Below are 23,684 nucleotides of genomic sequence, written 5' to 3'. Positions count from 1 at the left end.
CGGCGAGACGGACCCCGTCGGTCACTTGATGCCGCCACCGGCCCGCGGGAGCGGAAACGTCGGTTCGTTAAACGTCGAGCCGACCCACCACGGCGGTTACCAGATCGAGTCTTGAGACAGCGGACGGCTGTCAGGAGCAGTAAGGAACTGAGTGGGTTGGGGCGGATTCGAACCGCCGACCTGCTCCGTGTGAAGGAGCCGTCATAACCTGGCTAGACCACCAACCCGCGCGATTTGACGTATCCGACCTCCGGACTTAAGAGTTACCTTACGGCGAAGGCGCTTCGCCGGGCGGCCCAACCCCGCGACGATCGACGCGTACGCACACCGGGGGCTTCGTGGACCCGTCGTCCGCTCCGGTACTCCCGCGGGATCGACGGCTGACCGTGGTCGACGCCTACTCCGTCTTCGCGGCGTCGTGGCCCCGGTACTCGGCGACGCGTTCGCGCGCCGACGCCACCGCCTCGCGGGCCTCGCCCTCCGCGCGCTCCTCCAGCTGCTTCAGGTCGGCCTGCAGCCGGTCGAGCCGCGAGGGCTCCGGCGCCTCCTCCTCCGCTTCGATGCCAACGAGACTCTTCACTCGTTCCTCGACCGGCTCTAACTCCTCTTTCACGCCCGCTTTCGCGTGCTCAGCCGCTCGACCGAGGTAGTACCGTGCGTCTTCGAAGTGTTTGCTCATATCTGTCCTTTGGTATGCGACGGATATATTCTTTGTGGCTATCTGCCGGGGACAGATTGGGGGTAATCTCGCCGCCGCTGTCGGGTCGAAGCCATCGGCTCCGCACGGCAACAGCGACGAAAACCGGTAAGGAGCGTCAGTACGAGGGTGCCTCTTCGGGCTCTCCGTCCCGCGCGTTCGCGACGCGGCCGAGCGTGAACAGCAGGTCCGAGAGCCGGTTGAGGTAGGTGACGACCGCCTCGTTGATCGGCTCCGACCGCGCCAGTTCGACGACCCGTCGCTCCGCCCGCCGGGTCACCGTCCGGACGTGGTGCAGCCGGGCACCCGCCTCGCCGCCGCCGGGGAGGATGAACGAGCGCAGCGGCTCCAACTCCTCGTCGAGCGCGTCGATGTGTTCTTCCAGCGTCTCGACGTGTCCCGGTTCGACCGCGGGGTCGTCGGGGTCCGGATCCGGGTTCGCCAGATCCGCCTGCACGACGTGGAGGTGGTTCTGGACGGTTTCGAGGAGGTCGTCGAGGTCGTCGTGGCCGGTCGGACGGACGGTCCCGATCAGCGCGTTCGCCTCGTCGACCGTTCCGTACGCCTCGATCCGGGGGCTGGCCTTCGACACCCGGCTCATGTCCCGGAGGTCGGTATCGCCTTCGTCGCCGCGTCCGGTGTAGATGGTCATGCGAGGCTCTTCTCGACGTACTCCACGATGTTCGCGCTCTCCGCCATCGTCACCCCGCGTTCCTCGTCGACGAGGACGGGAACGCCGCGCTGACCGCTGACTCGCTTCACCCCGTTGCGGTCGGAGTGGAGCGCGTCGACCCACTCGGTCTCGTACGCGACGCCGGCGTCGTCTAACGCCTCGGCGGCCTTCTCACACCACGGACACCCGTCGAGAGCGTACAGTCGAACGGACATACCCGATCGATCGGCGCGCGACGGCAAGAAGGTAGGTGGCTCCGGTGTGCGTCCGCCGAGCGAGGGGGCGCGGGGGAACGACGCCGGGCGGGAGGACGCCGGACGCGCAGACAGCGGTCCGCCCGTCAGACCCCGTGGTACGACTCGATCGCCGACCGGTGCTCGTTGGGAATCGGCGCGGGCTTCCCGGAGTCCGGATCGAGGCTCACGAGCGTCGCCTCCGCCTCGGCGACGACTTCGCCGCCGGTACGGATGTCGTGGGCCATCGTTACGCTGGAGGTGCCGAGCTCGTCGATCGCGATCTCGACGGCGACGGTCCCGTCGGTCAGTTCGACCGGGCGCCGGAAGTCGATCGACAGCGACGCCAACACCGTCGCAATCGACGAAAGGTCGGCGTCGAGCACGTCGCGGAAGTAGGTGGTCCGCGCCTGCTCAAGGTACGTCGCGTACACGGCGTTGTTGACGTGGCCCATCGCGTCGATGTCGCGGAAGCGAACGTCGATCTCCGTGGTGTAGGTGGTCACGCCGGTCAGTACAGCAGTTCGTCGTCGTTCTCGATCATGTACAGCGAGCGCGCCGCGATGTTGACCGCGTGATCGCCGACGCGTTCGAGGTCGCGGATCGTGAGGAGGAGCCGCGAGACGTTCTGCATCGTCCCCTCCACGTCTTCCTCGTCGCGGAGCTCGTCGCGCTCGATCAGGTCGCGCACGACGAGTTCGCTCGCGGCCTCGCAGGCGGCGTCGACCTCGTTGTCGGCCTCGGCGACCGCGAAGCACCGCTCGGGGTCCGAGTCGGCGTAGGCGGCCATCGCGTCGTCGAGCATCGCCAGCGTGTCGTCGCCGATACGCTGCACGTCGACGTCGGGGAACACCTCCCGGTCGGCCTCTTTGGCGTACTCCCCGAGGTTCGTCGCGAGGTCGGCGATCCGTTCGAGGTCGGTGATGATCTTGAACGAGGCGGCGATGAAACGCAGATCGCCCGCCACCGGCTGCTGGAGCGCGATGAGGTCCGTACACTTCCCTTCCAGTTCGAGGTAGTGGTCGTTGATCTCCGCGTCGCCGGTGATGACTTTCTCGCCCAGTTCGGCGTCCTGCCGCTCCAGGGCGTCGAGACCCATCCGGAGCCGCTCGGCGACGAGTTCGCTCATGTAGAGCACGTCGTCGCGGAGCCCCTCCAGTTTCGTTTGGTACTGTTCGCGTGGCATCGTGTTGCCGTATCACCCTCACCGGACGTATAAAAACACGTCGCCAGTCGACCGATTACGGGCCCAACAACAAAGGGGGTACCCGTGGGATCGTACGCATATCGATGTCGTTCTCCACCGAAACGCTCCGGCCGCGACACGGCTTCTACGTGCTCGGCTGGATCTGTTTCGGGATCGGAATCGCCCACTCTCGACTGGAAGCGGGGGGGTTGGAAACCGCCCTCGAGGTTCTCATGATCGTGGGGCTGGCAACCGTCGTCTTGTACACGGGGAACGAGCTCCCGGAACGGCCGGTCTCCATCGAGGGGCGGTGGAGAGCGCTCCTGTTGACGATCCTCCTGTCGGTCGCGTTCGCGGCGCTCGCGTTTCTGGTCTGGTTGACGTGGTCGATCGACGGGGTGAACCGGGAGTTATCTTTTCTCCTCGCCTTCGCCGCCTCGCTCGGGGCAGCGGTCGGGGCCCGGGGAAGCCTCTACGCGGTGGAATCCAACGAGCGACTCACCGAGACGCAAGAACTTACCAAGCTCCTCAAGATCAACCAGCGCGTCCTGCGGCACAACCTCCGAAACGAGCTCTCGATCGCGCTCGGACACCTCGAAAACGTCGAGCGCACGGTCGACGGGGAAACCGTCGACGACGATCTCAGGGTGATTCGCGACCACTTGGAGGCGCTCCTCGACACCACGGACCGAACCAGAAAGATCGTGTCGATATGGGACACCAGCGACGAGACCGAACACGATCTGGCGTCGATCGTCGACGACCAGCTCCGCCGGCTGCGTCAGGAGTACCCGAGCGCGACGTTCAGTTCGACGCTCCCGGAGGAGTGCCGGGTAATCGCGCACACCGCGCTCCCGCTCGCGATTCAGGAGGCGCTGGTGAACGCCGTCGAGCACAACCCCGCCGACGTGTCGGTCGACATCACGGTCGAGGCGCTCCCCGATGAGACGGTGGAACTGGAAATCAGCGACACGGGGACGGGGATACCCGCGCCGGACCGAGAGGCCATCGCGCTCCCCGAGGAGACGGCTCTCGCACACACGCGGGGTCTCGGACTGTGGATTCTCTACTGGACTATCAGGGGGTCCGACGGAACGATCGAGTTCGACGAGAACGATCCGGAGGGGACGGTCGTGCGGATCGTCCTGCCGGCACGATCTGAGTCGGACTCGGCGTCGTCGTCGCGGTCGCGCTCCCGGCGCGGATGATGCCGGTGCTGGGCTGCCCCACCCGCTCGGGGTCGACGATGCTCCCGCGGATGTGGTCGCAGTGGTCGTCGGCGAGCGCTAGCGTTTCGCGACGCCCCGGTTCGATATCGATCTGAGCGGTCCCCGCCCGACGGCGTACCCACCGACAGCGTCCGCGATCGACAACGGTTCGGGGGTGGACGCTGTAGCCCGGACCAACCAACTGTCGCCCCCGATCAATGGAAGGAACGCGCACACGCGACGACGGGATCCCGGACCGGCTGACGCTTCACGTCGGCGACGAAGGGAAGCTGCTCGAGCGCGCCCGCGCTCGCCCGAGACCGACCGAACTCGTCGTCTCCCCGGTCGAACTCCACCAGCGGAACGTCCAGCGTCGGCTTCGCGAGGCGCGGCTGCCCAAGGACGCGTTTCGCTTCGAGGATCCGGTCGGGATCTGTCTCCGCGTGTTGGAGAGGGCGGAGCGGCCGACCGCCGCCGTCGACCGCGTGGACCGCCTCTCGCTGATCCGGTCGATCAACGACCCCCCGGCGGGTGACGGCTCGACCGACCGCTCGCTGCCGACGGGCGTGCAGTCCCACGACCCGCGACGCCTCGAGCAGATCCGCACCGCGGTCGAAGCGACCACTAACTTTCACCCGGAGCGGATCGCGGCGTGGACGGAGACGGCCGGCGAACTCGCCGGGCCGATCGGCGACGAGTCGACGGCGCTCCTCGACGCCGGGGTCGGCATCGAACGCGAGCTCCGAGAGCTGACCGCGAAGGCGGTCTCGGAGACGGCGCTCCTGCGCCGCGCGACGCGGACGATCACGGCGACGAACGGGTCGGCGTGGGCGGAGGCGTTTCCGAACGTCGACCGGCTCACGCTCCTCGGGCTCAGCAGCCTGTCGGCGCCTCACACGGACCTCGTCCACGGGCTGCTGGCCGCCACGTCCGTCGAGGTCGACATCCACTTTCGCGAGGGGACCGGGGAGTACCTCCGGCGTCGGGCCCCCGACCTCCTCGCCGTCGCCGACCCCGGAACGGAGGCGCTCGAATGACGGGCGCCGACCGGCTCGCGCTCTCGGCGCCGATCCGCGCGCCCGACGTTCCGGCGGTCGAACTCGCGTCCCCGACGCGTCGAGACGAGGCGCGCAGCGCGATGGCGGTGGCGGCCGCACTCCGGGACCGGGGCGTCCCGATCCGAGACGTCGCCGTCGCGGTCCGCGACCTCGACCCGTACGAGGAGCCCCTGTTCCGGGCGGCGCTCCAGTCCGGGATCGCCCCCGTGTTCTGGACGCAGCTTCGCGTGACGCGAACCCGCCCGTACGCCCTCGTCGAGTCGGTGTGCGAGGCGCTGGCCGGAGACGCCGTGGACCGTGAGACGTTCCTGCGTCCGCTCGAGTTCCGATGGTCGCCGGCGGGGGCGGGCGGGGGCGACCCGCCCGCCGCGGCATCGGACCGCTCGCCGTCCCCGGACCCGGCATGGCCGATCGAACCCGAGGCGGTACACCGGGCTCGGGAGGCCCTCCCGGACGGCTCGCGACCGATCGCGGAGTGGATCGAGCGGGTCGACGCGACGGACGGCGTCGACGACCGGTTCCGGCGGTTCGCCGAGTGGATCGACGGAGCCCCGACACCGGATCCGGCGTCGGTCGCCTCGCTTCTCGACGAGGTGATCGAGGCGTACGCCGACTGCGGCCTCCCGGAGACGAAGGCCGCGGACGAACCGGCGCTGCTCGACACCGAGACCGACGCGCGGGCGGTGGTGCGGGTTCGCACCCTCGTTCGCCAGCTGCGACACAAGTTCGCCGACCGCCTGGAGGACGGGACGCTGGAGCGCTCGTGGGGCGACGTGGCCGACCTCGCCGGCGTGATCGCCACGCAGCGCCCCGGTCGCCGGGAGCACTCGAACGCCCGCGCGCTCGACGTCTTCGAGGCGAACGACCTCTGGGCGCTCGATGTCCCGTACGTGATCGCGGTCGGGATGACCGCCGAGGCGTGGCCGCAGCCGTCGCAGTCCGTGCTTCCGCCGGAGTTCCAGGAGGCGGTTCTCCGTGGCGATGGGGCGTCCGGGACGCTGGCGCCGCAGCCGGCGTGGGTCGGCGGACGCGACCGGGACCAGTTCGTCGACACGCTCCGGGCGGCGGGGCGCTGCGTCGTCTTCACCCGCCACACCCGGACTCCGGGCGGCGACGACGTGGCCCGGTCCCCGCTGCTCGATCACGTCGAGACGCGGCGGGTCTCCGAGGCGGACCGGCGGCGACTGGTCGGGGCAGAGAGCGCGCTCCCGCCGGCGCTGCGGGCGGTCGTCGACGGACGGACCGATGCCGACGGCGGCGCCGCGGAGGGAGACCGTGAGTGACGGCGACGACGGCGCCGCCGGCCCGCTCAGACTGCGGGGGGCACAGCGGGAGATACGGGACGCGTACGTCGCGTCCGACGCCGGGCTGTTCACCCTCGACTGCGTCCCCGGCGCCGGCAAATCGGTCGTCGCCCATCACATCGCCGCCGAGGACATCCTCCGGCGATACGCGGCCGGGGATCCGACGCCCGAGCAGCACGTCGCGGTCGTCTCGTTCAACCGCGACGAGGCGGCCGCGATCGTCCCGGCGATCTGCGACCGGTTGCGGGCGCTCGTCGAGCACGACCTCGTCCCCGCCGCGGCCGACGTCTCCGCGGCGGAACTGCGATACCTCCAGCAGCGCACGCGGCAGGCCCCCTACGCGGGCACCATCGACGGCTTCCTGCGCGGCATCTTCCGCGAGTTTGCCGGCGAGATCGGCTTCGACGAGGTGCCGTCGGTCGGGAACGAGGCGCTCCTGAAGCGGGTCCACCGCGACTGCTACGAGTCGCTCCGCGACGACTCGGCACACGCCGGCCGGCTCCGCGACCTCGAAGCCGCGTACCCCGACGGCGAGTACGACGCCGGCGTCGACGAGATGCTGGCCGAGGCGCTGACGTACTGCCGCGATCGCCGCCTCTCCGTCGGGGCGTTTCGGTCGGCGCTGGTGCGGACGCGCGAGTCGACGTATCCCGACGGGAGGCCCGACTCCTTCGACGACATCGTCCGATCTGTCGAGCGCTTCGTCGCCGGCGGCGGAGTCGACGACAGCGGGGGCGCCACCGAGCGAACCGGCGACCGCGTCCGCGAGACGGTGACCGGCGCGGACCGAGCGCGCCTGCTCGACGCCGACCGCGAGCTGTACGACGCGTGGGACGCGCGCATCGACGACTTCTGCGCCGTCCTCTCGGCGTACCGCGCACGATACCGGACCGCGGTTCGGGAGCGCGGCGCCGTCTCGCACACCGATGTCGCGTACCTCGTGGACGCGTACTTCGACGGGCCCGACGGACGACCGGACCTGCCGGAGCAGCTCCAGTCGGTCGCCGACTCGCGCCGCGCTCGGCTCCGGCGGACGTATCGGTCGCGGATCCGGAGCCTGATCATCGACGAGGCGCAGGACGTCTCGGCCGTCCAACACGCCGCGCTCTCGCACGTCGTGACGAGCGAATCGCGCGTGTTCGCCTGCGGCGACGTCCGTCAGGGGATCTACCTGTGGCGCCACGCCGACCCGCAGTGGTTCGCCGCCGCGACCACCGAGGGGAGGTACCTCGGCGTGGACTGGGACACTCACGAGAACCGGACGGCGACCACCACCTACCGGTGCGTGCCGGCCGTCGCCGCCGGGATCAACGCGATCGCCGAGCCGGTGTTCACCGACCCGGCTCGGGGGGGCCTCGGCGACCTCGGCGTCTCGTACCCCTGGTTGGACGCGGCTCGGGACGGCGGCGACGGGGCGGCGGTCCACGTCTCCTCGTTCGCCGGCGTCGGTCACCCCGGCTCCGCGACGTGGGCGAACCCGGACGGGGATGTCGGCGAGGCGGACGTGCTCGCGAGACACGTCTCGCGGGGGCTCGCCGACGGGACGTTCTGCGACGCCGACGGCGATCCGCTCGGCGTCACGGTGCTGTTCCGCCGCGGGACGCGGATGGCCGAGTACGAGGCCGCCTTCGCCGCGGAGGGGCTCCGCGTCCGCACCGCGACCGACGCGCTGTTCGACTGCCCCGCCGTCGAGACGGTGCTCGCCGTCTGCGAGTGGCTGATCGCTCCCGGCTCCCCGGAGCGCACCGCCGAACTCCTCACCGAATCTCCCCTGAACGCCGCGTTCGACGCGCCTCCCTTCGAGGCCCGGTCGTGGGACCTCGACCGGGTGCTCGCCGACGACCCGCCCGCCGTCGGAGCGTCAGAGCGACGGGCCCTCGAGGGGCTCGTCCGGCTTCGCGACCGGAGCGACGCCTTCGGCCGGCTCCCGGCGAGCGCGTACGTCGAGGACGCGATCGAGGCGCTCGCCCTGCGGGCCGACCCGAGCGGGTACACCGCGGAGACCGATCCGGCCCAGCGAGTCGCGAACTTGGACGCGCTCGTCGAGACGATCGCCGAGTGGGAAGGGGACGGCCGCTACGCGCCCTCGGAGCTGATCGACCTCGCGGAGCCGTTCCGCGAGGATCCCGGCGTCGGCCCGGCGCAGCCGAGCGCGGCCGGCGCCGCGTACGACGTCGAGTTCCGTACGGTCCACCGGGCCAAGGGCGACCAAGACGACGTGGTCGTCGTCGCCGATCCCGGGTTCGACGTGTGGGCGCGCGGTCCTCACACCCGGCGGTTCGTCGCTCAGGGGCCGATCGCGGGGCTCGCCCCGCCGACGAACACGGACGTGCCAGAGGACATCGCGGTCCCGCCGTTCGAGGGAGGGTTGTACGGCGCCGGGGACGGGTGGGGCCGCGACGCCGGGCTTCGGTGGGCGACGGCCCGCTGGCGCGACGCCGCGTCCGGCCCCGAATCCGCGTCCGGCTCCGGATCTGAGTCCGACTCCGGCCTCGCGGACCGCGACGCGCTCGTCGGCCCCGACAGGCTCCGTCGCGTCGCGGCAAACGAACGCGCCGAGGCGTGGCGGCTGCTGTACGTGGCGGTGACGCGCGCCCGGGATCACCTCGTCGTTCCCCTTCCCCGCTCGGACGGGGGAGCGGACCGGAGCCGGGACCGGTGGCTCGACGCGATCCGCGATGGGCTGGCGTTCCCGCGCGGCGGGACCGACTCCTACGAGTTTCGGCTCGACGCGGACCCGAACCGGAACGCGATCGACGTCGGCGTCAACGACGTCGACCTGTTCGCCGGACGCGACGCCCCGTCCCGAACCGGATGTGACCTCGTCGCCCGGTCCCCGCCGCGCCGCGATCGGCTCGCCCCGTGGGTCCCGCGGTTCCTGAGCCCGAGCACGATGTACCCGCTGACGGAGGACGCGGACCGGTACGCGCTCGCTCACCTGTTGGGCGAGCCGCTGCACACGACGACGAACGCGGTCGCCGACGATCTACCCCTCCGGTTCGACCGGCTCGGTCCCGAAGCGGTCGGCACGTGTCTCCACGACGCGCTCACGGAACTGGTCGCCCGCGGTGTGGACGAACGGGCCATCCGGGACGGGGGACCGGCGGTGCGCGCCGCCTTCGACGAGGCCGTGGACGGGATTCGCACACCGGTCGGCGAGCCCGAGCGTGAGGGGATGTTCGCCTTCTTCGAGACCGTCCTCGACGACTTCGTCGGCTCCGACCTGTGGGGCCGGATCGCGGACCCGGCGACCGAGGTCGGGGTCGAACGCCCCCTGGACGGACTGGCCGAAGTCGGCGGTCTGGAGTTCGAGATCCACGGGCGGGCGGATTTCGTCGTCGAACACCCCACCGGAGAGCGGTTCGTGACCGACGTGAAGATCGCCTTAGCCGAGCCGACCGCCGAAACCCGGCGACGCTACGAGATCCAGATCGCGGCGTACGCGTTCCTCGCGGCCCAGCACGGCGCGTCCGACGCGCCCGTTCACCGGACCGTCGAGACGTTCGGCGTCGCGACCGAGACGACGACCGCCTCGTGGCCGGTCGACGTCGTCCACCGTCGACTGCGGCGGCTTCTCGATCGGTGAGTCAGGCTCGGTCACGGCGCTGACGCGAGCCTTTAAGCCCGTCCGACAACAATAGTGTGTATGGAATCCAAGACTGGATCGGCGGACTCGGGGTCTGCGGAGGACGCCTCCGCCGAGCCCCGACGGCCGACCCCCCTCGACGACGAGGACGCGCTCGACGCCTTCGTCGCCGACGCGGACGCCGCCGTGGTCGAGTTCTACACGGACGGCTGCGGCATCTGTGCGAGCATGGAGCCCGTCCTCGGAAACGTCGCCCGCGAGCTCGACGTCGCCGTCGCCACGGTGAACCCCCGCGACGACCCGCCGCTCGTCGAGCGGTTCGACGTGCGGAGCGTCCCGCTGTTCGTGCTGTTCGTCGACGGCGAGCCGGTCGCGCGCCGCGCGGACGGGTTCATCCCGGGAGACGATCTCACGGCGTGGATCGCGGATCGCGTCGCGTAACGCCGCATCCCGTTGAGCCGGCCGCACGGCCGACGCTCTCCGGTCACGGACGGTCGCTTCGAAAAGGTGTGTTCGCGCCGTCGACGAGATCGGCGTCGTCTACAGGCGGCCGACGTTCTCGACGGCGACGGACTCGACGCCGTCGACCTCGTTGAACGCCTCTTCGACGGCCTCGGTGCCGCCCGCGCCGTCGGGGACGATGACGGTCGGCAGGAGGGCGACGAGCCCGAACGCGACGTCGTCGCGCTGGAAGCCGCGGATCTTGGCGCCCTGCGGGAGCGACTCCTCCAGCCGGTCCTGCAGGTCGTCGAGGTCCACGTCGGGGCTGTTCGGCATGACCTTGATCTTGGCGGCGACGTCTCCCATTGTTAGGGCCCTCGGAAGCCGCAGTCGGGACACTCGTAGAGGTTGCTCTGCTTCCGGCACTTGGCGCACCGGTGGATCGTCTCGCCGCAGTCGGGGCAGGAGAACCGCGCAGCGTTCATCCCGGCCACCTGAATGCCACAGGAGACACACTGCCGGGTGCCCTGCGTTTCACTCTCGCTCATACAGTGATCCACCACCGCGCGACTTTTAACCGTTGTTCTTTGCCCTCGGTCCCGTACGGCCGATTGCGACGCGATACCGTGGTTCATCCGAGCATGAGCGGCCCGATCAACACTCCCATCAGGTGTACTCGCCGCGCGCCGACTCGCGGCGGGACGAGCCCCAGCGTCCCGGCGAGGGCGAACACGCCGACGCCGAAAGCGCCCGCGAACGCGTACGATATCACTGCGAGCAACCCCAGTACGCCGACTGAGAGCCGCGTGTAGTCGGCGTTCCCGACGACGCGGAGGTAGGTGTCGCCGACCAGCAGCACGAGCGCGAAGCCGCACGCCGCGGCGGTCGCGGCCGCGACGAGCAGGATCGGGAGCGCGAAGGGGACTTCGGCGCGGTCGATCGCGACCGTCACGCCCGTCCGCGGCGTCCCGAGCGCGACGAGCGCGAACAGCGCGAAGATCGTGTTCGCCGTGTTCGCGCCGCTCGTCGCGACGACGAACCCGCGGTCCGACTCGTCCCGCGGGACCGCCGGCAGCGCCGCGACCGCCGCGATGGCCGCGGAGACGCCCGGCACGTAGCCGACGACCGCGCCCGCGAGGGACCCGCCGCCGGCGCTGACCCCGAGCCCGCGGCGGCTCATCGCGATCCGGGCGTCGGCCTGCGGCGGGACGCCCCCGCCGCCCATCGCGTCGACGAGCACGGGTGCGCCGAACAGGCCGGCGAAAAGCGGCGCGAGGACCCCGCCGGCGTCGAGGGGCGCCGACGGGTCGGCGTCGAGCGTTGCGAGCCCGAGCGCGGCGCTCGCGAGGAAGGCGACGAGCCCCCCGAGCGCGGCCCGCTTCGAGGACTCCGTGAACACGAGGAAGGCGACGACGACGCCCAGAATCAGCGGGAGGTGGTCCCTGACGACGGGGTAGCCGCGCATCATGCCCCACGTGATCGGGAGCGCCAGCGGGACCGCGAGCGCGACCGCCAGCCCCGACCCGACGGCGGACAGCCGAACCGCCTCCCGACCGCGGCCGGCCACCACGAGCCGATGGCCCGGCAGCGCGGCGACCGCCGTGGCCGCGTCGGGGACGCCGAGCGCGAGCGCGGGCACGATGTCGAGGAAGGAGTGGACCACGCCCGCGCCGAGCATCGCGACGCCGACGAGCAGCGGGTCGGCCGACACCGAGGGGGCGATCCCGGCCAGAAACAGGGCGAAGTTGTTGGCGTGCAGTCCCGGGACGAGCCCGCTCGCGGTTCCGAGGGCGACGCCCCCGCACAGGAACGCCAGCGCCGCCGCCGCGAACCCCGGATCGACGACGGGCCGGACCAGTGCGTCCATCGCGCCGAGGTGGCCTCGGCTTCCGGGATAAACGTGGAGGACGCGAGAGACGCTCGACCGCCGCCGCCGCGGCGATTACGTGCGACGCCGCGGCTCAGCGGTGGCGGAACGACCCGGCGAGAACTCGAATCCGTTACGCCTTCTGGGCCGCCTGCGCCTTCTTCTGGGTGACGTAGCCGGCGATCCGGTTGCGGACGCCCTTCGACTCGACGGTCGTCAGCGCGGTGACGCTCTCCTTGTTCGTCTCGAAGTCCGTGTTGAACGAGTCGGGATACCGTTCGAGCAGGACGTTCCCGAGCTGCTTGATGTACTTGGGTTTGATGGCCATACCGAGCGATACCGCCGGCCCGAACTAAAAGGGTTCGTTACGCCGCGAGCGGGCCGCAGGCGCGCTCGTGCCCATCGACGCCTCGATCGGTTCCCCTCATCGCCGGTTGCGTCTCGCCGTCGGTTACTCCTCACCGGCCCGCGCCTCCGCCTGCTCCCGCCACCCGGTCGCCTCGTCGATTCTGGCGAACGCCTCGCGCTCCGCCGGGCCGCCGCACCGCTCGACCACGTCGGCGAAGTACCGCAGTCGGTCGAGCAGCTCCGCCGTGTCGAACCCGGGCACGTCGAGGCGCGAGGCGGCCACCGTCGCGTCGACGACCGCGCCGAACCCGCGGTTCACCGTCGGCACGCGCTCGCTCACGACCGCGCTTTCCACCGGATCGAGCGCCCACGTCCGGATCGCCGTGTCGCCCTCGACCTCGCTCCCGACCTCCTCGGCGGTCACCTCGACCCACGCGTCGGCGGTCGGGAGGACCGGGTCGTCGGCCTCGCGGACCGTCAGCGCGGCGTCGACGAAGGTCCGCGGATCCGCCGTGAACTGCACGACTCCGCCGCCGCGCTCCGCGAAGTTCCGCCACGTTCGGGTGCGACCGTACGTCCGCGCGGTGACGGGGTCGTCGGGGCCGTCGGGAGCGTGGAGCCCGAGCGCCGCGACGTTCCACCGGTCGTTCGGTCCGAGCGTCGTCACGACCGACTCGGTGACGCCGCGGAGGGCGACCGGCCAGCCGTGCGGTGTGACGGCGTCGGTGTGGTCGGTGTCGCTCCCGCTCACGGCGCCACCTCCGCGCCGCGCCGGAGCGCGACGTACAGCGACGCGCAGGTGATGTCCGCGGTCGTCCCGGGGTTGACCCCCTCGTCGGCGAACGCGGCCGCCAGCTCCTCCGCGGCCTCGAGGTCGGCGCCGTGGACCGCCGCGGCGTCGACGCCGCTGCCAGCGGCGCCCCCGTCGGAATCCGCGCCATCCCGGCCGAGCAGCGCGGCCACCCGATCGCTGACCTCGCGGGCCGTCTCCGGGCCGTGGTTCGCCGCGACCAGGGTGTCCGGCTCGCCCGCGAGCAGGCCGAGAAACGCTCTCGCCGCGCGGTCGGTCAGCGGTCCCTCGTCGTCCCGGATCCACTCGGCCGCGCGGAACGTCCGCGGGAACCCCTCGACCCACTCCTGCGCGTTGCGGTCGGGGACCCGCTCGGTGTCGTCCGAGCCACCGGAACCGGCCGGATCCGCGGAGAGGGCCATCACGTCCCGGAGGGTCGCGTCCCGCTCTCTGAGCGCGGGGGCCGCGTCGCTCCCGCGCCGCACGTCGAGGGCGGCGGCGTCGGTCGGCGGGTCGGCCACCGCCACGTCGACGTGCTCGAACGCGCGGTAGAACGAGACCGCGTCGTCGACGGTCGCCGCTCGGGTCACCCGATCGACGCCGGCGGGCGAGAGGGCCCCGCCGGCCTCGCCCTCCGCGACGGTCGCCCGCACCAGCGGAACGAGCAGGAGGAGACAGCCGAACTGGGTGTTCGTTCCGGCCCGCGCCGCCATCCCCGCGACGCCGCGCTCGAAGGCGCGACCGATCTCGGCCTCCTCGGCCGCGGCCAGCTCGAGCCCCCGTCGGGCCCCGACCGCCCCGCCGAGAAACGCCTCGAACCGGAGGTCGTCGAGGTCCCGACGTCGGTCGACGTTCCCGGGCTTCGGCGTCCCGGCCACCTCCAGCAGAAGCGCGAGCGTCGCGTCGTCGACGGGCGTCGATGTCACGGCGGCGCCTCCGCCGGGGTCGTCGGGGGGCCATCGAGCAGCTCTCCCTCCCCCCACGCCGCCACCGCGTCGGCGACCCGAGAGAGCGCCGGGGGGCGTTCGCTCGGTCGCCCGACGCTCACGGCGTCCGCGCCGTACGCGGCGTACTCCGCGACGGTCTCCCGGCCTCGGACGCCGTTGTTGGCGATCACGGTGAGGTCGTGGCGGGGGCGACTCGCCGCGCCGGCCGTCCGATCGGCGGTCAGCTCCTCGATTACCGCCTCCGAGTCCATGGCGTCGACGTGGAGCCAGTCGGCGCCCGCGTCCGCGACCGCGTCCGCGACGGCGCCGAGGTCGACGCCCGGGACCTCGGCGCGGACCTTCACGCTCGTCGTCGCCCCGGTCTCGGCGGCGGCGGTCACGTACGCGGTCAGCCGGGCCGGATCTCGAAGGAGCGACTCGCCGCAGCCGACCGCGCGCAGTTCGGGCTGTCGGCAGTGGGCGTTCACCTCGCAGACCGCGTCGCGCTCGGCGCAGATCGCCGCCGCCTCGCGCACGGGACCGACGGTCGCGCTCCGGACGTTGGCGCCGGGGCGGAGCGGGGCGTCGGCGAGCCGGTCGAACTGGCGACGGATCCACGCGAGCGGGTCCGCGGGGAGGAACTCCGAGCGGTCGCGCGCGACGAGATCGCGCGCTGCGGCTCGGCTGGCCGGGTCGAGCGCGATCCCCCCGAGAACCGCGGCGTCGACGTGCGGGGCCGCGGCCCGGGCCCAGTCGGCGTCGGCCGCGCCGCTGAGGCTGGCCGCGACGAGGAACGGGGACGGGTCGTCGGCTTCGGTCGCCGTCACTCCACCACCTCCGCGTCCGGTCCCGCCTCCCCGCCTCCCACCGCCGCCAGCGCGCGCTCGCACGCTCGGGACACGCGCTCGGCGTCGTCCGCGTCGTCGATGCGGGTGTCGGTGCGCTCGACGTGACGGTCGGGGAGATCGGTCGGATCGTCCTCGTCGAGGACGAACGCGTCCGCGAACGGGTACGCGTCGGCGACGCCCGCCGTCGAGGGGTCGCGCCCGACGCCAGCCATCAGGTCGGCGGCGGGCCCGGAGAACACCTCCTCCCCGACGAACGGCGAGACGGCGACGACCGGGGTCGCCGACAGCGCCGCCTCGACGCCCGGCAGGGCGAGCATCGGCCCGACGCTCGTCACGGGGTTCGAGGGGCCGATCACCACGGGGTCGGCGAGGGCCTCCTCGACGGCGGCGGTCGGCTCCGCGTCCGCGGCGCCTCGGAACTCCACGTCCGCGACTGCCGGGTCGGCGCGCCGCGCGACCCAGTACTCCTGGAAGTGGATCGTCTCGCCCGCCTCGGTGTGGATCAGCGTCGCGACCGGGTCGTCGGACATCGGGAGGAGGTCGACCTCGAGGTCGAAGGCGTCCGCGAGGCTCCCGACCGCCTCGGTGAGCGTGCGCCCCTCGTCGAGCAGGCTCGTGCGCGTGACGTGGACCGCGCGGTCGCGGTCGCCGATCTCCATGAACTCGCCGACGCCCGAGAAACGCCGCCAGCGGGCGATATCTCGACCCGCCGTCTGCGCTTCGTCGCCGAGGTATCTGGGGCCCGATCCGAGCTCGGCGGCGTCTGCGAGCCGGCGGAGCTCCTCGTGGGTCGCCGTCGTGTCGTCAGCGATGCCCCACCACGTCTCGCGGTCGAGGACGCCGCCGCCAGCGAACAGCACGGTGTCGACGTCGGGGCAGACGAGGTGACCGCCGAGCTCGACGTCGTCGCCCGTGTTGGCGACGACCGCGGTCTCGACGGGGTCCCACACGCGGGCCGCCCCGTCGAGGAGTTTCGGCGTCCCCGTGCCCCCGGCGAGAAACGTAACCATACGCGGGCAACGCGGCGGGCGGGTTTGTATCCTCGCCTCCGCGGTCGCCGCCGGCGGGCGGACGCGCCGCCGCCGAGCGGCTCGCCTCGGCTCGATGGCCAAACAACTAATCCCGTGGAACCGGTCGTTCGCGACGATGAGCGCCGGTGAGCGCGCGCCAGCCGCCGAACTCGGGCTGCTGGACGCGACAATGATTGGGATGGGGGCGATGATCGGCGCCGGAATCTTCGTGTTGACGGGGCTCGCGGCCGACATCGCCGGGCCGGCCGCGATATTCGTCTTCCTGTTCAACGGCGTCGTAACGGCGTTCACCGGCTTGTCGTACGCCGAGCTCGCCGCCTCGATCCCGAAATCTGGCGGCGGGTACGCCTTCGTCCGGGAGACGTTCGACGACCTCCCCTCGTTTCTGATGGGGTGGATGCTCTGGTTCGCCTACATGATCGCGGGCGGCCTCTACGCGCTCGGGTTCGCGCCGAACTTCCTAGAGCTGTTACACGTCTACGGGCTCACCGCCGCCCCGGGAGAGGTCGGCGCCATCGCGGTACCGATACTGCCGGTGTCGGTTCCGGCCGCCGTCGGGCTCGCGCTCGCCGCCGTCGCCCTCCTCGTGACCGTCAACGCGCTCTCGACGGCCGCGAGCGGCAGCGCCGAGACCGTGTTCACCGCCGTCAAGATCGCCATTCTCGTGGTGTTCGTCGCCTTCGGATTCCTCTCGGCCGGGGGCGGCGGCGAGACCAGCTTCACGTTCCAGCAGTTCGATCCGCTGTTTCCCGCGGGGAACTCGCCCTTCTCGATCCTCCCGGCGATGGGGCTGACGTTCATCGCCTTCGAGGGGTACGACCTCATCACCACCGTCACCGAGGAGGTCGAGAACCCCCGCGAGAACATCCCGCGGGCGATCTTCTACAGCCTCGGCGCCACGGTCGTCGTCTACGCGCTCGTGGTCGTCGTCGCCATCGGCACCCTCGGCGCCGAGGGGCTCGCGGCCGCGGGCGAGGCGGGCATCGCCCGGGCCGCCACCTCGTTCATGCCCACGGGGCTCCCGATCATCCGCAACGGCGGCGCCCTCATCGTGTTCGGTGCGGTCTTCTCGACGCTCACGGCGCTGAACGCGGTCGTCATCGCCTCCTCGCGGGTCGCGTTCTCGATGGGGCGGGAGGGACAGCTCCTCCCGCGGCTCGGCCGCATCCACCACCGGTACGGCACCCCGTTCCTCGCCATCCTCGTCAGCGCGGTCATGATGCTCGGGTCGGTCGCCCTGCCGACCGAGAGCGCGGGCAACATGTCCAGTCTCTTCTTCCTCCTCTCGTTCATCATCGTGAACGCGGCCGTGATCAAGCTCCGCCGGGAGCGACCGAACATGCGGCGCCCGTACGAGATGCCGTACTATCCGATCCCGCCCGTGTTGGGGATCGTACTGAACAGCCTCCTCACCGCCGTCCTCGTGGTGTATCTGGTCCGCACCGACCCCCTCGCGCTGGCGCTGAGCGTCGGCTGGATCCTCGCTGGGGGCCTCGCGTACTATGCCCTGCGGCTCCGCCGGAGGGGGCCGCCAGCGGAATCCACGGACAGTTCTAATGGGGAGGGCGGCGTCGACTGATCCATGGACGGGAACTTCCGGATCGTCATCGCCGGCGGCGGCCGCGTCGGGAAGCGGGTCGCCCACATCCTCGACGACAGGGGCCACGACGTGACCGTCATCGAACGGGACCCGGAGCAGGCGGCAACGCTCAGCGACGACTACGTCGCCACGGTGATCGAGGGCGACGCTACGCGACCGGGCGTCCTCGAGCAGGCGGGGTTAGAGCGCGCGGACGTCGTCGCCGCGCTGACGAGCCAAAGCGGAACGAACCTCGCAGTCTGCCTGCTGACCCGAGAACTGGCCCCGGACACCCAGACCGTCGTCCGGACCGAGGACGAACCCGGCACGGAGTTCGACCGCTTCGTCGACGAGGTGATATTCCCCGAGCGCGCCGGCGCGCGGGCGGCGGTCAACGCCATCGAACCCGACGTGAACACCTTAGAGGACGTCACCGGCACCCTCGACATCCTCGAACTCCACGTCGCCGAGCACGCCCCGGTCGCCGACCGATCGCTCGAGGAGGTGTCGCTGCCTCGCGGGAGCCTGATCGTCTCCGACGCCGCCGGCGACACCCTCGCCGGCCCAGACACGGTGCTCCACCCCGGCGAGTCGTACCTCGTCGCCGTCGAGCCGTCGGTCGTGGACGAGGTGCTGAACCTCTTCCGGGGGTAGGCGTCGGCGCCGGGCCGGCTCGGTGACTCCCCCGCCTCACTCGTCGACGGTCCCGCCTCACTTGCTGACCGTCCCGCCTCACTCGCCGACGGTCCCGCCTCACTTGCTGACCGTCACGCCTCACTCGTCGAGCGCGACGCTCGTCTGCATCCCCGCGGTGTTGAACGCGCTCCCCGCGGCGCCCCCGCCCGCCGCGTCCGGGGCGAGAACGATGACGCCCGCGCCGGACCCGGTGATCGCCTCGAACTCGTCGATCGCCCGGTCGGCGGCCGCCTGCGCGTCGAGTCCGTCGTCGAGGGCCTCCACCGCGCGCCGCGAGAGCGTCACGCGCGCGATATCCTCCCCGGCCCCGGTCGCGCTCGCGCCGCCCGCCTCGGTACAGAAGAAGCCCGACCCGACCTGCGGCACGTCGCCGACGCGCCCCGCGAGCGCGAACGACCGACCGCCCGTGGAGGTCGCCGCGGCGACCGTCTCGCCGTCGGTCGCGACCGCGCCGACCGTGTCGTGGTCCGGAGCGCCGCGCTCCCCGTCTCCGTCCGATCGGTCGTCGCGGCCCCCCGCCTGATCCTCGCCGGATCCGAACCGCGTCGCGAGCCAGTCGAGGTGCTCGCGGGGGCCGCCTCGCGGCGGGTCCTCGGCCTCGTACCGCTCGCGCGTCTCGTCGGTGAGCAGATCGGTGCCGGTCTCGATCCCGAACTCGTCGGCGAGGGCGACCGCGTGTTCCCCGGAGACGAAGACGTGCGGAGTCTCCGCGTGGACGACGCGGGCGACGCTCGCCGCGTGCTCGACGCCCGGCATCGAGCAGGCCGCGCCGATCTCGCGGTCCGATGTCATCACGCCCGCGTCGGTGCGGACGACGCCGTCGGACTGGACCGCGCCGCCGACGCCGGCGTTGAACCGCGGGTCCGATTCGAGGACGCCGAGCGCCGCCTCGACCGCGTCGAGGGGCGTCTCGGCGTCGGCCCCGCGGCGTGTCGCCTCGTCGAGCGTCTCCTGTCTGGCAGCCGGTTCGTCCGGGGATCCCCCGGCGCCGCCGTGAGCGATGACTCGCATACCCCGGCGTCTCGCGGCGCCCGGATAAGCGCCCGGGACGCGCTGGGACCGCCCCGGCTGCCGGTCCGCTCGCCCCCGTAAGACCTATTCGCCCTCCTCGGAGAGTCGTCACCATCGTGGCCGACCACCGAGACGCCCGCGCCGGATCCGGCGATGACGACGCCTGGAGCGTCGGCGACACCGCCGAGAGCGCCGGCGACGCCACCAGCTCCCCGTCCGAGCCGTCGGGGTCACCGGACGACCCCCCGCCTGCTGACCCCCCGCCTGCTGACCCCCCGCCCTCCGACCGCCTCCGCGCCGCACTCCGGCGCCGGCTCGGAATCGACGTGCGCGCGCTCGCGGCGTTCCGGATCGCGCTCGCCGCCGTCCTCCTCGTCGACCTCGCCCTGCGCGCCCGGAACCTGACGGCCTTCTACACCGACGCCGGCGTCCTTCCCCGACCGCTGCTCGCGGAGGCGTACCCACTCGCGCGCGTCTCGCTGTACGCCCTCTCCGGCGAGGCGCGGGTCGCCGGCCTGCTGTTCCTCGCCGCCGCGGTCGCCGCGGTCGCCCTCGCGGTCGGCTACCGAACCCGGATCGCGGCCGCGGTCTCGCTGGCCCTGCTCGCGTCGCTGCAGGCCCGGAACCCGTTCGTGCTCAACGCCGGCGACACGCTGCTCTGGCAGCTGCTCGGGGCCGGACTGCTGTGCCCGCTCGGCGCGCGGTGGTCGGTGGACGCGGTTCGGCGACGGGGGGACGCTCCGGGGACTCGCTCACCGACCCCGGACGGCCGATTCGCCGGTCCCCGATCGGCGCTCCTGTTCGCCGTCGTCCTCGCGGTCTACGTCTCGAACGCGGTCGTGAAGCTCCGGGGCGAGGCGTGGCCCGCGGGCGAGGCGGTCGAGACCGTCTTCCGACTCACGTACCTCCACGGCCCGCTCGGGGGGGCGGTGCCCGAGAGCCCGGCGCTGCTCGCGGCCGCCACGTACGGCTGGCTCGCGCTGCTCGTCGCGTCACCGCTGCTCGTCGCGGCCGCCGGTCGCATCCGGGCCGCCCTCGCCGGAACCCTGATCACTGCCCACCTCTCGATGGCCCTCACGCTGCAGATCGGCGTCTTCGCCGCCGTGTCGGCGACCGCGCTGCTCCCCTTCCTGCCGCCGTTCGTCTGGGACCGGATCGAGTCGCTGGTCGCCCCGGCGATCCGGCCCTCCCGGTCGGCGGCCGAGCGGGTCCTCAGCTCGCTGGGCGGTGGATCGGTCGCCACAGGTCGGATTTCCGGCCTCGGCCCCGGACGGGCGACCCGCGGTCGCGTCGCCGACGCCGTCGCGGCGCTCCTCCTCGTCTCGCTGTTGGCGTGGACCGTCATGGGGCTCGGGGTCGTCGGCGCGCCCGACTCCGTCGCGGCAGTGTCTGACCCGACCGAGAGCGACTGGGACATGTTCGCGCCGGAGCCGCCGTCGACCGACGACCTCGTGCTCGCGACGGCGACGACCGCCGACGGCGACCGGATCGACGCGCTGTACGGCGACCCCGTGGCGACCGACCGCTCCCCGTCGGACGCGCGGGGATACCCCACCGCTCGCTGGCGGAAGCACTTCTCGCTGCTGTCGGCCGCCGACGCCGACCGCGTCGACGCGACGCTCGCACGCCTCTGTGACCGCGCCGCGGGACTCTCCGGCGCGGAGGCGGAGTCGGTGACGGTCTCGTCGGTCGAGGTCGCCGTCGGGAGCGGCGACACGCGGGTCGTCGAGCTCGGCTCGCGCGAGTGCCGGTGAGATCGAGGCGCGCGGTTCTCGGTGGGAACGCGGTACGGGGTTCTCGGCGCGCAGGCGACGGGTCGAGCAGTTACCACTTATACGTCCCCCGCGCGAAGCGGTCGGCGTGACGAGCACGGATCAGGACCACGCGCCGACCTCCGTCCTCCTCCCCACCGTGCGCTGGACCGACGCCTGCGAGGAGGTGGCCGCGCAGCTCGGCGACCGCGACGAACTGCTCGTGATCTGCGACACCGACGCCGACCCCGTCGCCGACCGCCGAGGAACGACGCCGGACGGCGTCCGGATCCTCCTCGCCGGCGAGCCCGAGGGGTGCTCCGGCAAGGCGAACGCCATCGCCGCGGGAATGGAGGCGGCCGACCGCGACCGACTCCTCTGGACCGACGACGACTTCGCGCACCCGGACGACTGGCTCGCGACGCTCAACGCCGACTACGAGCGACAGGGACCGACGACCGAGATACCGGTCTTCGTCGGGGAGGACCCCCTCGCTCGCCTGTTCGAGCCCGCGTACGCGATCGGCGGGACCGCCGCGGTGTTCGCCGGCGGGATCGCCTGGGGCGGCGCGGTCATCTTCGAGCGCGACGACCTCCGAGACGGCGAAGACGCGTTCCTCGCGGACCTCCGCCGGACCGTCAGCGACGACGGGACCCTCTCCGAGCACGTCGACGTAACGGCCGCGGACCGGACGCGGACCGTGCCGTGCGGCGGGTCGCTTCGCGGCTCGCTGGAGCGGTTCGTTCGGTTCTTCCGCATCATGCGGTTCCACGCTCCCCGCGCGGCCGCGTTCGACGTCGCGTTCGCGACCGCGTTCGCCGCGCTGTGTCTGTTCGCGCCGGTGATCGGCGTGACGCTCGTCACCGCGGTGTCGGCCGCGGTGTACGCACGGTTCGGGATCCGCCGCGCGACGTTCCTGCTCACCGGACCGTCGGTGCTCGTCTCGCCGGTTTTCCTCGGGTACGCGATCGCGCGTCGAACGTTCGTCTGGGGCGGGCGGCGGTACCGGTGGCGATCGCCGTTCGACGTGGAAGTGCTCCCCGAGTAGCGCCGGCAACAGCCGCCGATTCCGCGGGATCTGGCGGCCAGCGGCAAAGCGGCAGGCACTTTACGCGGCTCCGACAACGCACGAACGTTCATGAGCTACGACAAGGTCGATGTCCCCGACGACGGTGAGGCGATCACGCTTGCCGACGAGGAGACCGGCGAGCTGAACGTTCCCGAGAACCCGATCATCCCGATCATTCACGGTGACGGGATCGGCACCGACGTCGGGCCGGCCGCCCAGAAGGTACTGGACGCGGCCGCGGAGGCGACGGGTCGCTCCATCGCGTGGATGCGCGTCTACGCCGGCGAGAGCGCCCGCGAGAAGTACGACGAGAACCTTCCCGAGGACACCGTCTCGGCGATCCGAAGCCACCGCGTCGCGATCAAGGGCCCGCTCACCACGCCCGTCGGCGCCGGCTTCCGCTCGCTGAACGTCGCGCTCCGCAAGACGCTCGACATGTACGCGAACGTCCGGCCGACCTACCACCTCGACGGCGTCCCGTCGCCCGTCAAGAACCCCGAGGCGATGGACATGATCACGTTCCGGGAGAACACCGAGGACGTGTACGCCGGCATCGAGTGGGAAGCCGGCACCGACGAGGTCGAGCGGGTGCGCGACTTCCTCGAGGAGGATATGGAGGTCCCCGACGTCATCCACGACGGTCCGGTCGGGATCGGCGTCAAACCCATCTCCGAGCACGGCTCGAAACGCCTCATCCGCGAGGCGATCGACTACGCGCTCGCCAACGACCGCGACTCGGTCACCCTCGTCCACAAGGGGAACATCATGAAGTTCACCGAGGGCGCGTTCCGCGACTGGGGCTACGAGGTCGCCGAGGAAGAGTACGGCGAGGACGTCATCACCGAGGACGAACTGTGGGACGACCACGACGGCGAACGCCCCGAGGGAACCGTCGTCGTCAAGGACCGCATCGCGGACAACATGCTCCAGCAGCTGCTGACCCGCACCGACGAGTACTCCGTCATCGCGACGATGAACCTCAACGGTGACTACATGTCCGACGCCGCCGGCGCGCAGATCGGCGGCCTCGGCATCGCCCCCGGGATCAACCGCGGCCACGGCCGCTGTCTCGCCGAACCCGTCCACGGCTCCGCGCCCAAGTACGCCGGCGAAGACAAGGTGAACCCCACCGCGATGATCCTCTCCGGCCGCGAGATGCTCGACTACCTCGGCTGGGACGACGCCGCGGACCTCGTGCGCGACGCCGTCGAAGAGACCATCTCCTCGGGGAAGGTCACCTACGACCTCCACCGGCAGATCGAAGGCGGCGAGAAACTCGCCACCAGCGAGTTCGCCGACGCCGTCGTCGAAAACATCGACGAGCTCGCTTAAGCGAGCTCGCCGAACCGCGCGCCCGTTTCGCTTTCTGTCGACATCGCGTC

Annotated in this window: 24 protein-coding genes and 1 tRNA gene; 10 read left to right on the top strand and 15 right to left on the bottom strand. The window is 71.8% G+C overall.

The annotated features are described in order from the left end of the window. Positions 1–152 precede the first annotated feature (152 nt). The 6 genes from ACT4MF_RS08190 to phoU all read right to left on the bottom strand — a co-directional run bounded on the left by ACT4MF_RS08190 (position 153) and on the right by phoU (position 2,789). Positions 153–227 (bottom strand) — tRNA-Val (locus ACT4MF_RS08190). 170 nt (positions 228–397) lie between these two features. Continuing rightward, positions 398–679 (bottom strand): DUF7553 family protein, encoded by a 282-nt coding sequence (locus tag ACT4MF_RS08185; protein WP_099256474.1) that lies wholly within the window; start codon positions 677–679, stop codon positions 398–400. A 136-nt stretch (positions 680–815) separates the two neighbouring features. Beyond that, positions 816–1,349 (bottom strand): cob(I)yrinic acid a,c-diamide adenosyltransferase, encoded by a 534-nt coding sequence (locus ACT4MF_RS08180; RefSeq protein ID WP_099256473.1) that lies wholly within the window; start codon positions 1,347–1,349, stop codon positions 816–818. Next, positions 1,346–1,585, bottom strand: a complete 240-nt coding sequence (locus ACT4MF_RS08175; RefSeq protein WP_099256472.1) for a glutaredoxin family protein — start codon at positions 1,583–1,585, stop codon at positions 1,346–1,348. Before ACT4MF_RS08175 ends, ACT4MF_RS08180 begins: the two co-directional genes overlap by 4 nt. A gap of 125 nt (positions 1,586–1,710) precedes the next feature. Then, positions 1,711–2,109, bottom strand: a complete 399-nt coding sequence (locus ACT4MF_RS08170) for an acyl-CoA thioesterase (protein ID WP_444682275.1) — start codon at positions 2,107–2,109, stop codon at positions 1,711–1,713. 5 nt (positions 2,110–2,114) lie between these two features. Then, the gene (phoU, locus tag ACT4MF_RS08165; RefSeq protein ID WP_099256470.1) at positions 2,115–2,789 is read right to left on the bottom strand and encodes a phosphate signaling complex protein PhoU; all 675 of its coding nucleotides are present in this window, start codon (positions 2,787–2,789) and stop codon (positions 2,115–2,117) included. A 104-nt stretch (positions 2,790–2,893) separates the two neighbouring features. Between phoU and ACT4MF_RS08160 the strand changes: the two genes are divergently transcribed. From ACT4MF_RS08160 to ACT4MF_RS08140, 5 genes are all read left to right on the top strand, one after another. After that, positions 2,894–3,997, top strand: coding sequence for a sensor histidine kinase (locus tag ACT4MF_RS08160; protein ID WP_444682276.1), 1,104 nt, complete (start codon positions 2,894–2,896; stop codon positions 3,995–3,997). A gap of 218 nt (positions 3,998–4,215) precedes the next feature. Further along, positions 4,216–5,034 (top strand): hypothetical protein, encoded by an 819-nt coding sequence (locus tag ACT4MF_RS08155; RefSeq protein WP_444682277.1) that lies wholly within the window; start codon positions 4,216–4,218, stop codon positions 5,032–5,034. Next, positions 5,031–6,338, top strand: coding sequence for a PD-(D/E)XK nuclease family protein (locus ACT4MF_RS08150; protein ID WP_444682278.1), 1,308 nt, complete (start codon positions 5,031–5,033; stop codon positions 6,336–6,338). The genes ACT4MF_RS08155 and ACT4MF_RS08150 overlap by 4 nt, the downstream gene beginning before the upstream one ends. Next, on the top strand, positions 6,301–9,945 hold the full coding sequence (locus ACT4MF_RS08145; RefSeq protein ID WP_444682279.1) for a UvrD-helicase domain-containing protein: 3,645 nt from the start codon (positions 6,301–6,303) through the stop codon (positions 9,943–9,945). Before ACT4MF_RS08150 ends, ACT4MF_RS08145 begins: the two co-directional genes overlap by 38 nt. A gap of 60 nt (positions 9,946–10,005) precedes the next feature. Then, positions 10,006–10,386: a thioredoxin family protein gene (locus tag ACT4MF_RS08140; RefSeq protein WP_099254442.1), complete on the top strand. Its 381-nt coding sequence runs from the start codon at positions 10,006–10,008 to the stop codon at positions 10,384–10,386. 99 nt (positions 10,387–10,485) lie between these two features. Here the strand turns inward: ACT4MF_RS08140 and ACT4MF_RS08135 are convergent, their stop codons facing one another. From ACT4MF_RS08135 to cofD, 8 genes are all read right to left on the bottom strand, one after another. Further along, positions 10,486–10,752: an elongation factor 1-beta gene (locus tag ACT4MF_RS08135; RefSeq protein ID WP_008007020.1), complete on the bottom strand. Its 267-nt coding sequence runs from the start codon at positions 10,750–10,752 to the stop codon at positions 10,486–10,488. 2 nt (positions 10,753–10,754) lie between these two features. Then, positions 10,755–10,934, bottom strand: a complete 180-nt coding sequence (locus ACT4MF_RS08130) for an HVO_2753 family zinc finger protein (RefSeq protein WP_004047107.1) — start codon at positions 10,932–10,934, stop codon at positions 10,755–10,757. A gap of 83 nt (positions 10,935–11,017) precedes the next feature. Beyond that, positions 11,018–12,253: a tripartite tricarboxylate transporter permease gene (locus ACT4MF_RS08125; protein ID WP_444682280.1), complete on the bottom strand. Its 1,236-nt coding sequence runs from the start codon at positions 12,251–12,253 to the stop codon at positions 11,018–11,020. Positions 12,254–12,386: 133 nt separating this feature from the next. Beyond that, a complete protein-coding gene (locus tag ACT4MF_RS08120) occupies positions 12,387–12,581 on the bottom strand; it encodes a 30S ribosomal protein S17e (protein ID WP_008007028.1) in 195 nt (64 codons plus the stop codon). A gap of 123 nt (positions 12,582–12,704) precedes the next feature. After that, complete coding sequence (locus tag ACT4MF_RS08115; RefSeq protein ID WP_444682281.1) at positions 12,705–13,352, bottom strand: DUF447 domain-containing protein; 648 nt, start codon at positions 13,350–13,352, stop codon at positions 12,705–12,707. Continuing rightward, positions 13,349–14,317 (bottom strand): triphosphoribosyl-dephospho-CoA synthase, encoded by a 969-nt coding sequence (locus ACT4MF_RS08110; RefSeq protein ID WP_444682282.1) that lies wholly within the window; start codon positions 14,315–14,317, stop codon positions 13,349–13,351. The genes ACT4MF_RS08115 and ACT4MF_RS08110 overlap by 4 nt, the downstream gene beginning before the upstream one ends. Next, the gene (locus ACT4MF_RS08105; protein WP_444682283.1) at positions 14,314–15,144 is read right to left on the bottom strand and encodes a tRNA-dihydrouridine synthase; all 831 of its coding nucleotides are present in this window, start codon (positions 15,142–15,144) and stop codon (positions 14,314–14,316) included. The genes ACT4MF_RS08110 and ACT4MF_RS08105 overlap by 4 nt, the downstream gene beginning before the upstream one ends. Next, positions 15,141–16,175, bottom strand: coding sequence for a 2-phospho-L-lactate transferase (gene cofD / locus ACT4MF_RS08100; RefSeq protein ID WP_444682284.1), 1,035 nt, complete (start codon positions 16,173–16,175; stop codon positions 15,141–15,143). The genes ACT4MF_RS08105 and cofD overlap by 4 nt, the downstream gene beginning before the upstream one ends. Positions 16,176–16,311: 136 nt before the next feature. Here cofD and ACT4MF_RS08095 point away from each other — a divergent pair, with 136 nt between their 5' ends. Next, on the top strand, positions 16,312–17,775 hold the full coding sequence (locus ACT4MF_RS08095; RefSeq protein ID WP_444682366.1) for an APC family permease: 1,464 nt from the start codon (positions 16,312–16,314) through the stop codon (positions 17,773–17,775). Between the two features lie 3 nt (positions 17,776–17,778). Beyond that, complete coding sequence (locus tag ACT4MF_RS08090) at positions 17,779–18,429, top strand: potassium channel family protein (protein ID WP_444682285.1); 651 nt, start codon at positions 17,779–17,781, stop codon at positions 18,427–18,429. Between the two features lie 120 nt (positions 18,430–18,549). Here the strand turns inward: ACT4MF_RS08090 and ACT4MF_RS08085 are convergent, their stop codons facing one another. Further along, positions 18,550–19,482, bottom strand: coding sequence for an isoaspartyl peptidase/L-asparaginase (locus ACT4MF_RS08085; protein ID WP_099254450.1), 933 nt, complete (start codon positions 19,480–19,482; stop codon positions 18,550–18,552). A 116-nt stretch (positions 19,483–19,598) separates the two neighbouring features. Between ACT4MF_RS08085 and ACT4MF_RS08080 the strand changes: the two genes are divergently transcribed. The 3 genes from ACT4MF_RS08080 (at position 19,599) to icd (ending at position 23,634) form a co-directional block, all read left to right on the top strand. Continuing rightward, the gene (locus ACT4MF_RS08080; protein ID WP_444682286.1) at positions 19,599–21,236 is read left to right on the top strand and encodes an HTTM domain-containing protein; all 1,638 of its coding nucleotides are present in this window, start codon (positions 19,599–19,601) and stop codon (positions 21,234–21,236) included. A gap of 106 nt (positions 21,237–21,342) precedes the next feature. After that, on the top strand, positions 21,343–22,281 hold the full coding sequence (locus ACT4MF_RS08075; protein ID WP_444682287.1) for a glycosyltransferase family 2 protein: 939 nt from the start codon (positions 21,343–21,345) through the stop codon (positions 22,279–22,281). Positions 22,282–22,371: 90 nt separating this feature from the next. Beyond that, complete coding sequence (icd, locus tag ACT4MF_RS08070) at positions 22,372–23,634, top strand: isocitrate dehydrogenase (NADP(+)) (protein ID WP_099254453.1); 1,263 nt, start codon at positions 22,372–22,374, stop codon at positions 23,632–23,634. Positions 23,635–23,684 lie beyond the last annotated feature (50 nt).

The sequence above is a fragment of the Halorubrum sp. FL23 genome, from assembly GCF_052439115.2.
In the GTDB taxonomy this organism is placed as follows: Archaea; Halobacteriota; Halobacteria; order Halobacteriales; family Haloferacaceae; genus Halorubrum; species Halorubrum persicum.
This window is presented reverse-complemented; position numbering and strand designations above follow the sequence as displayed.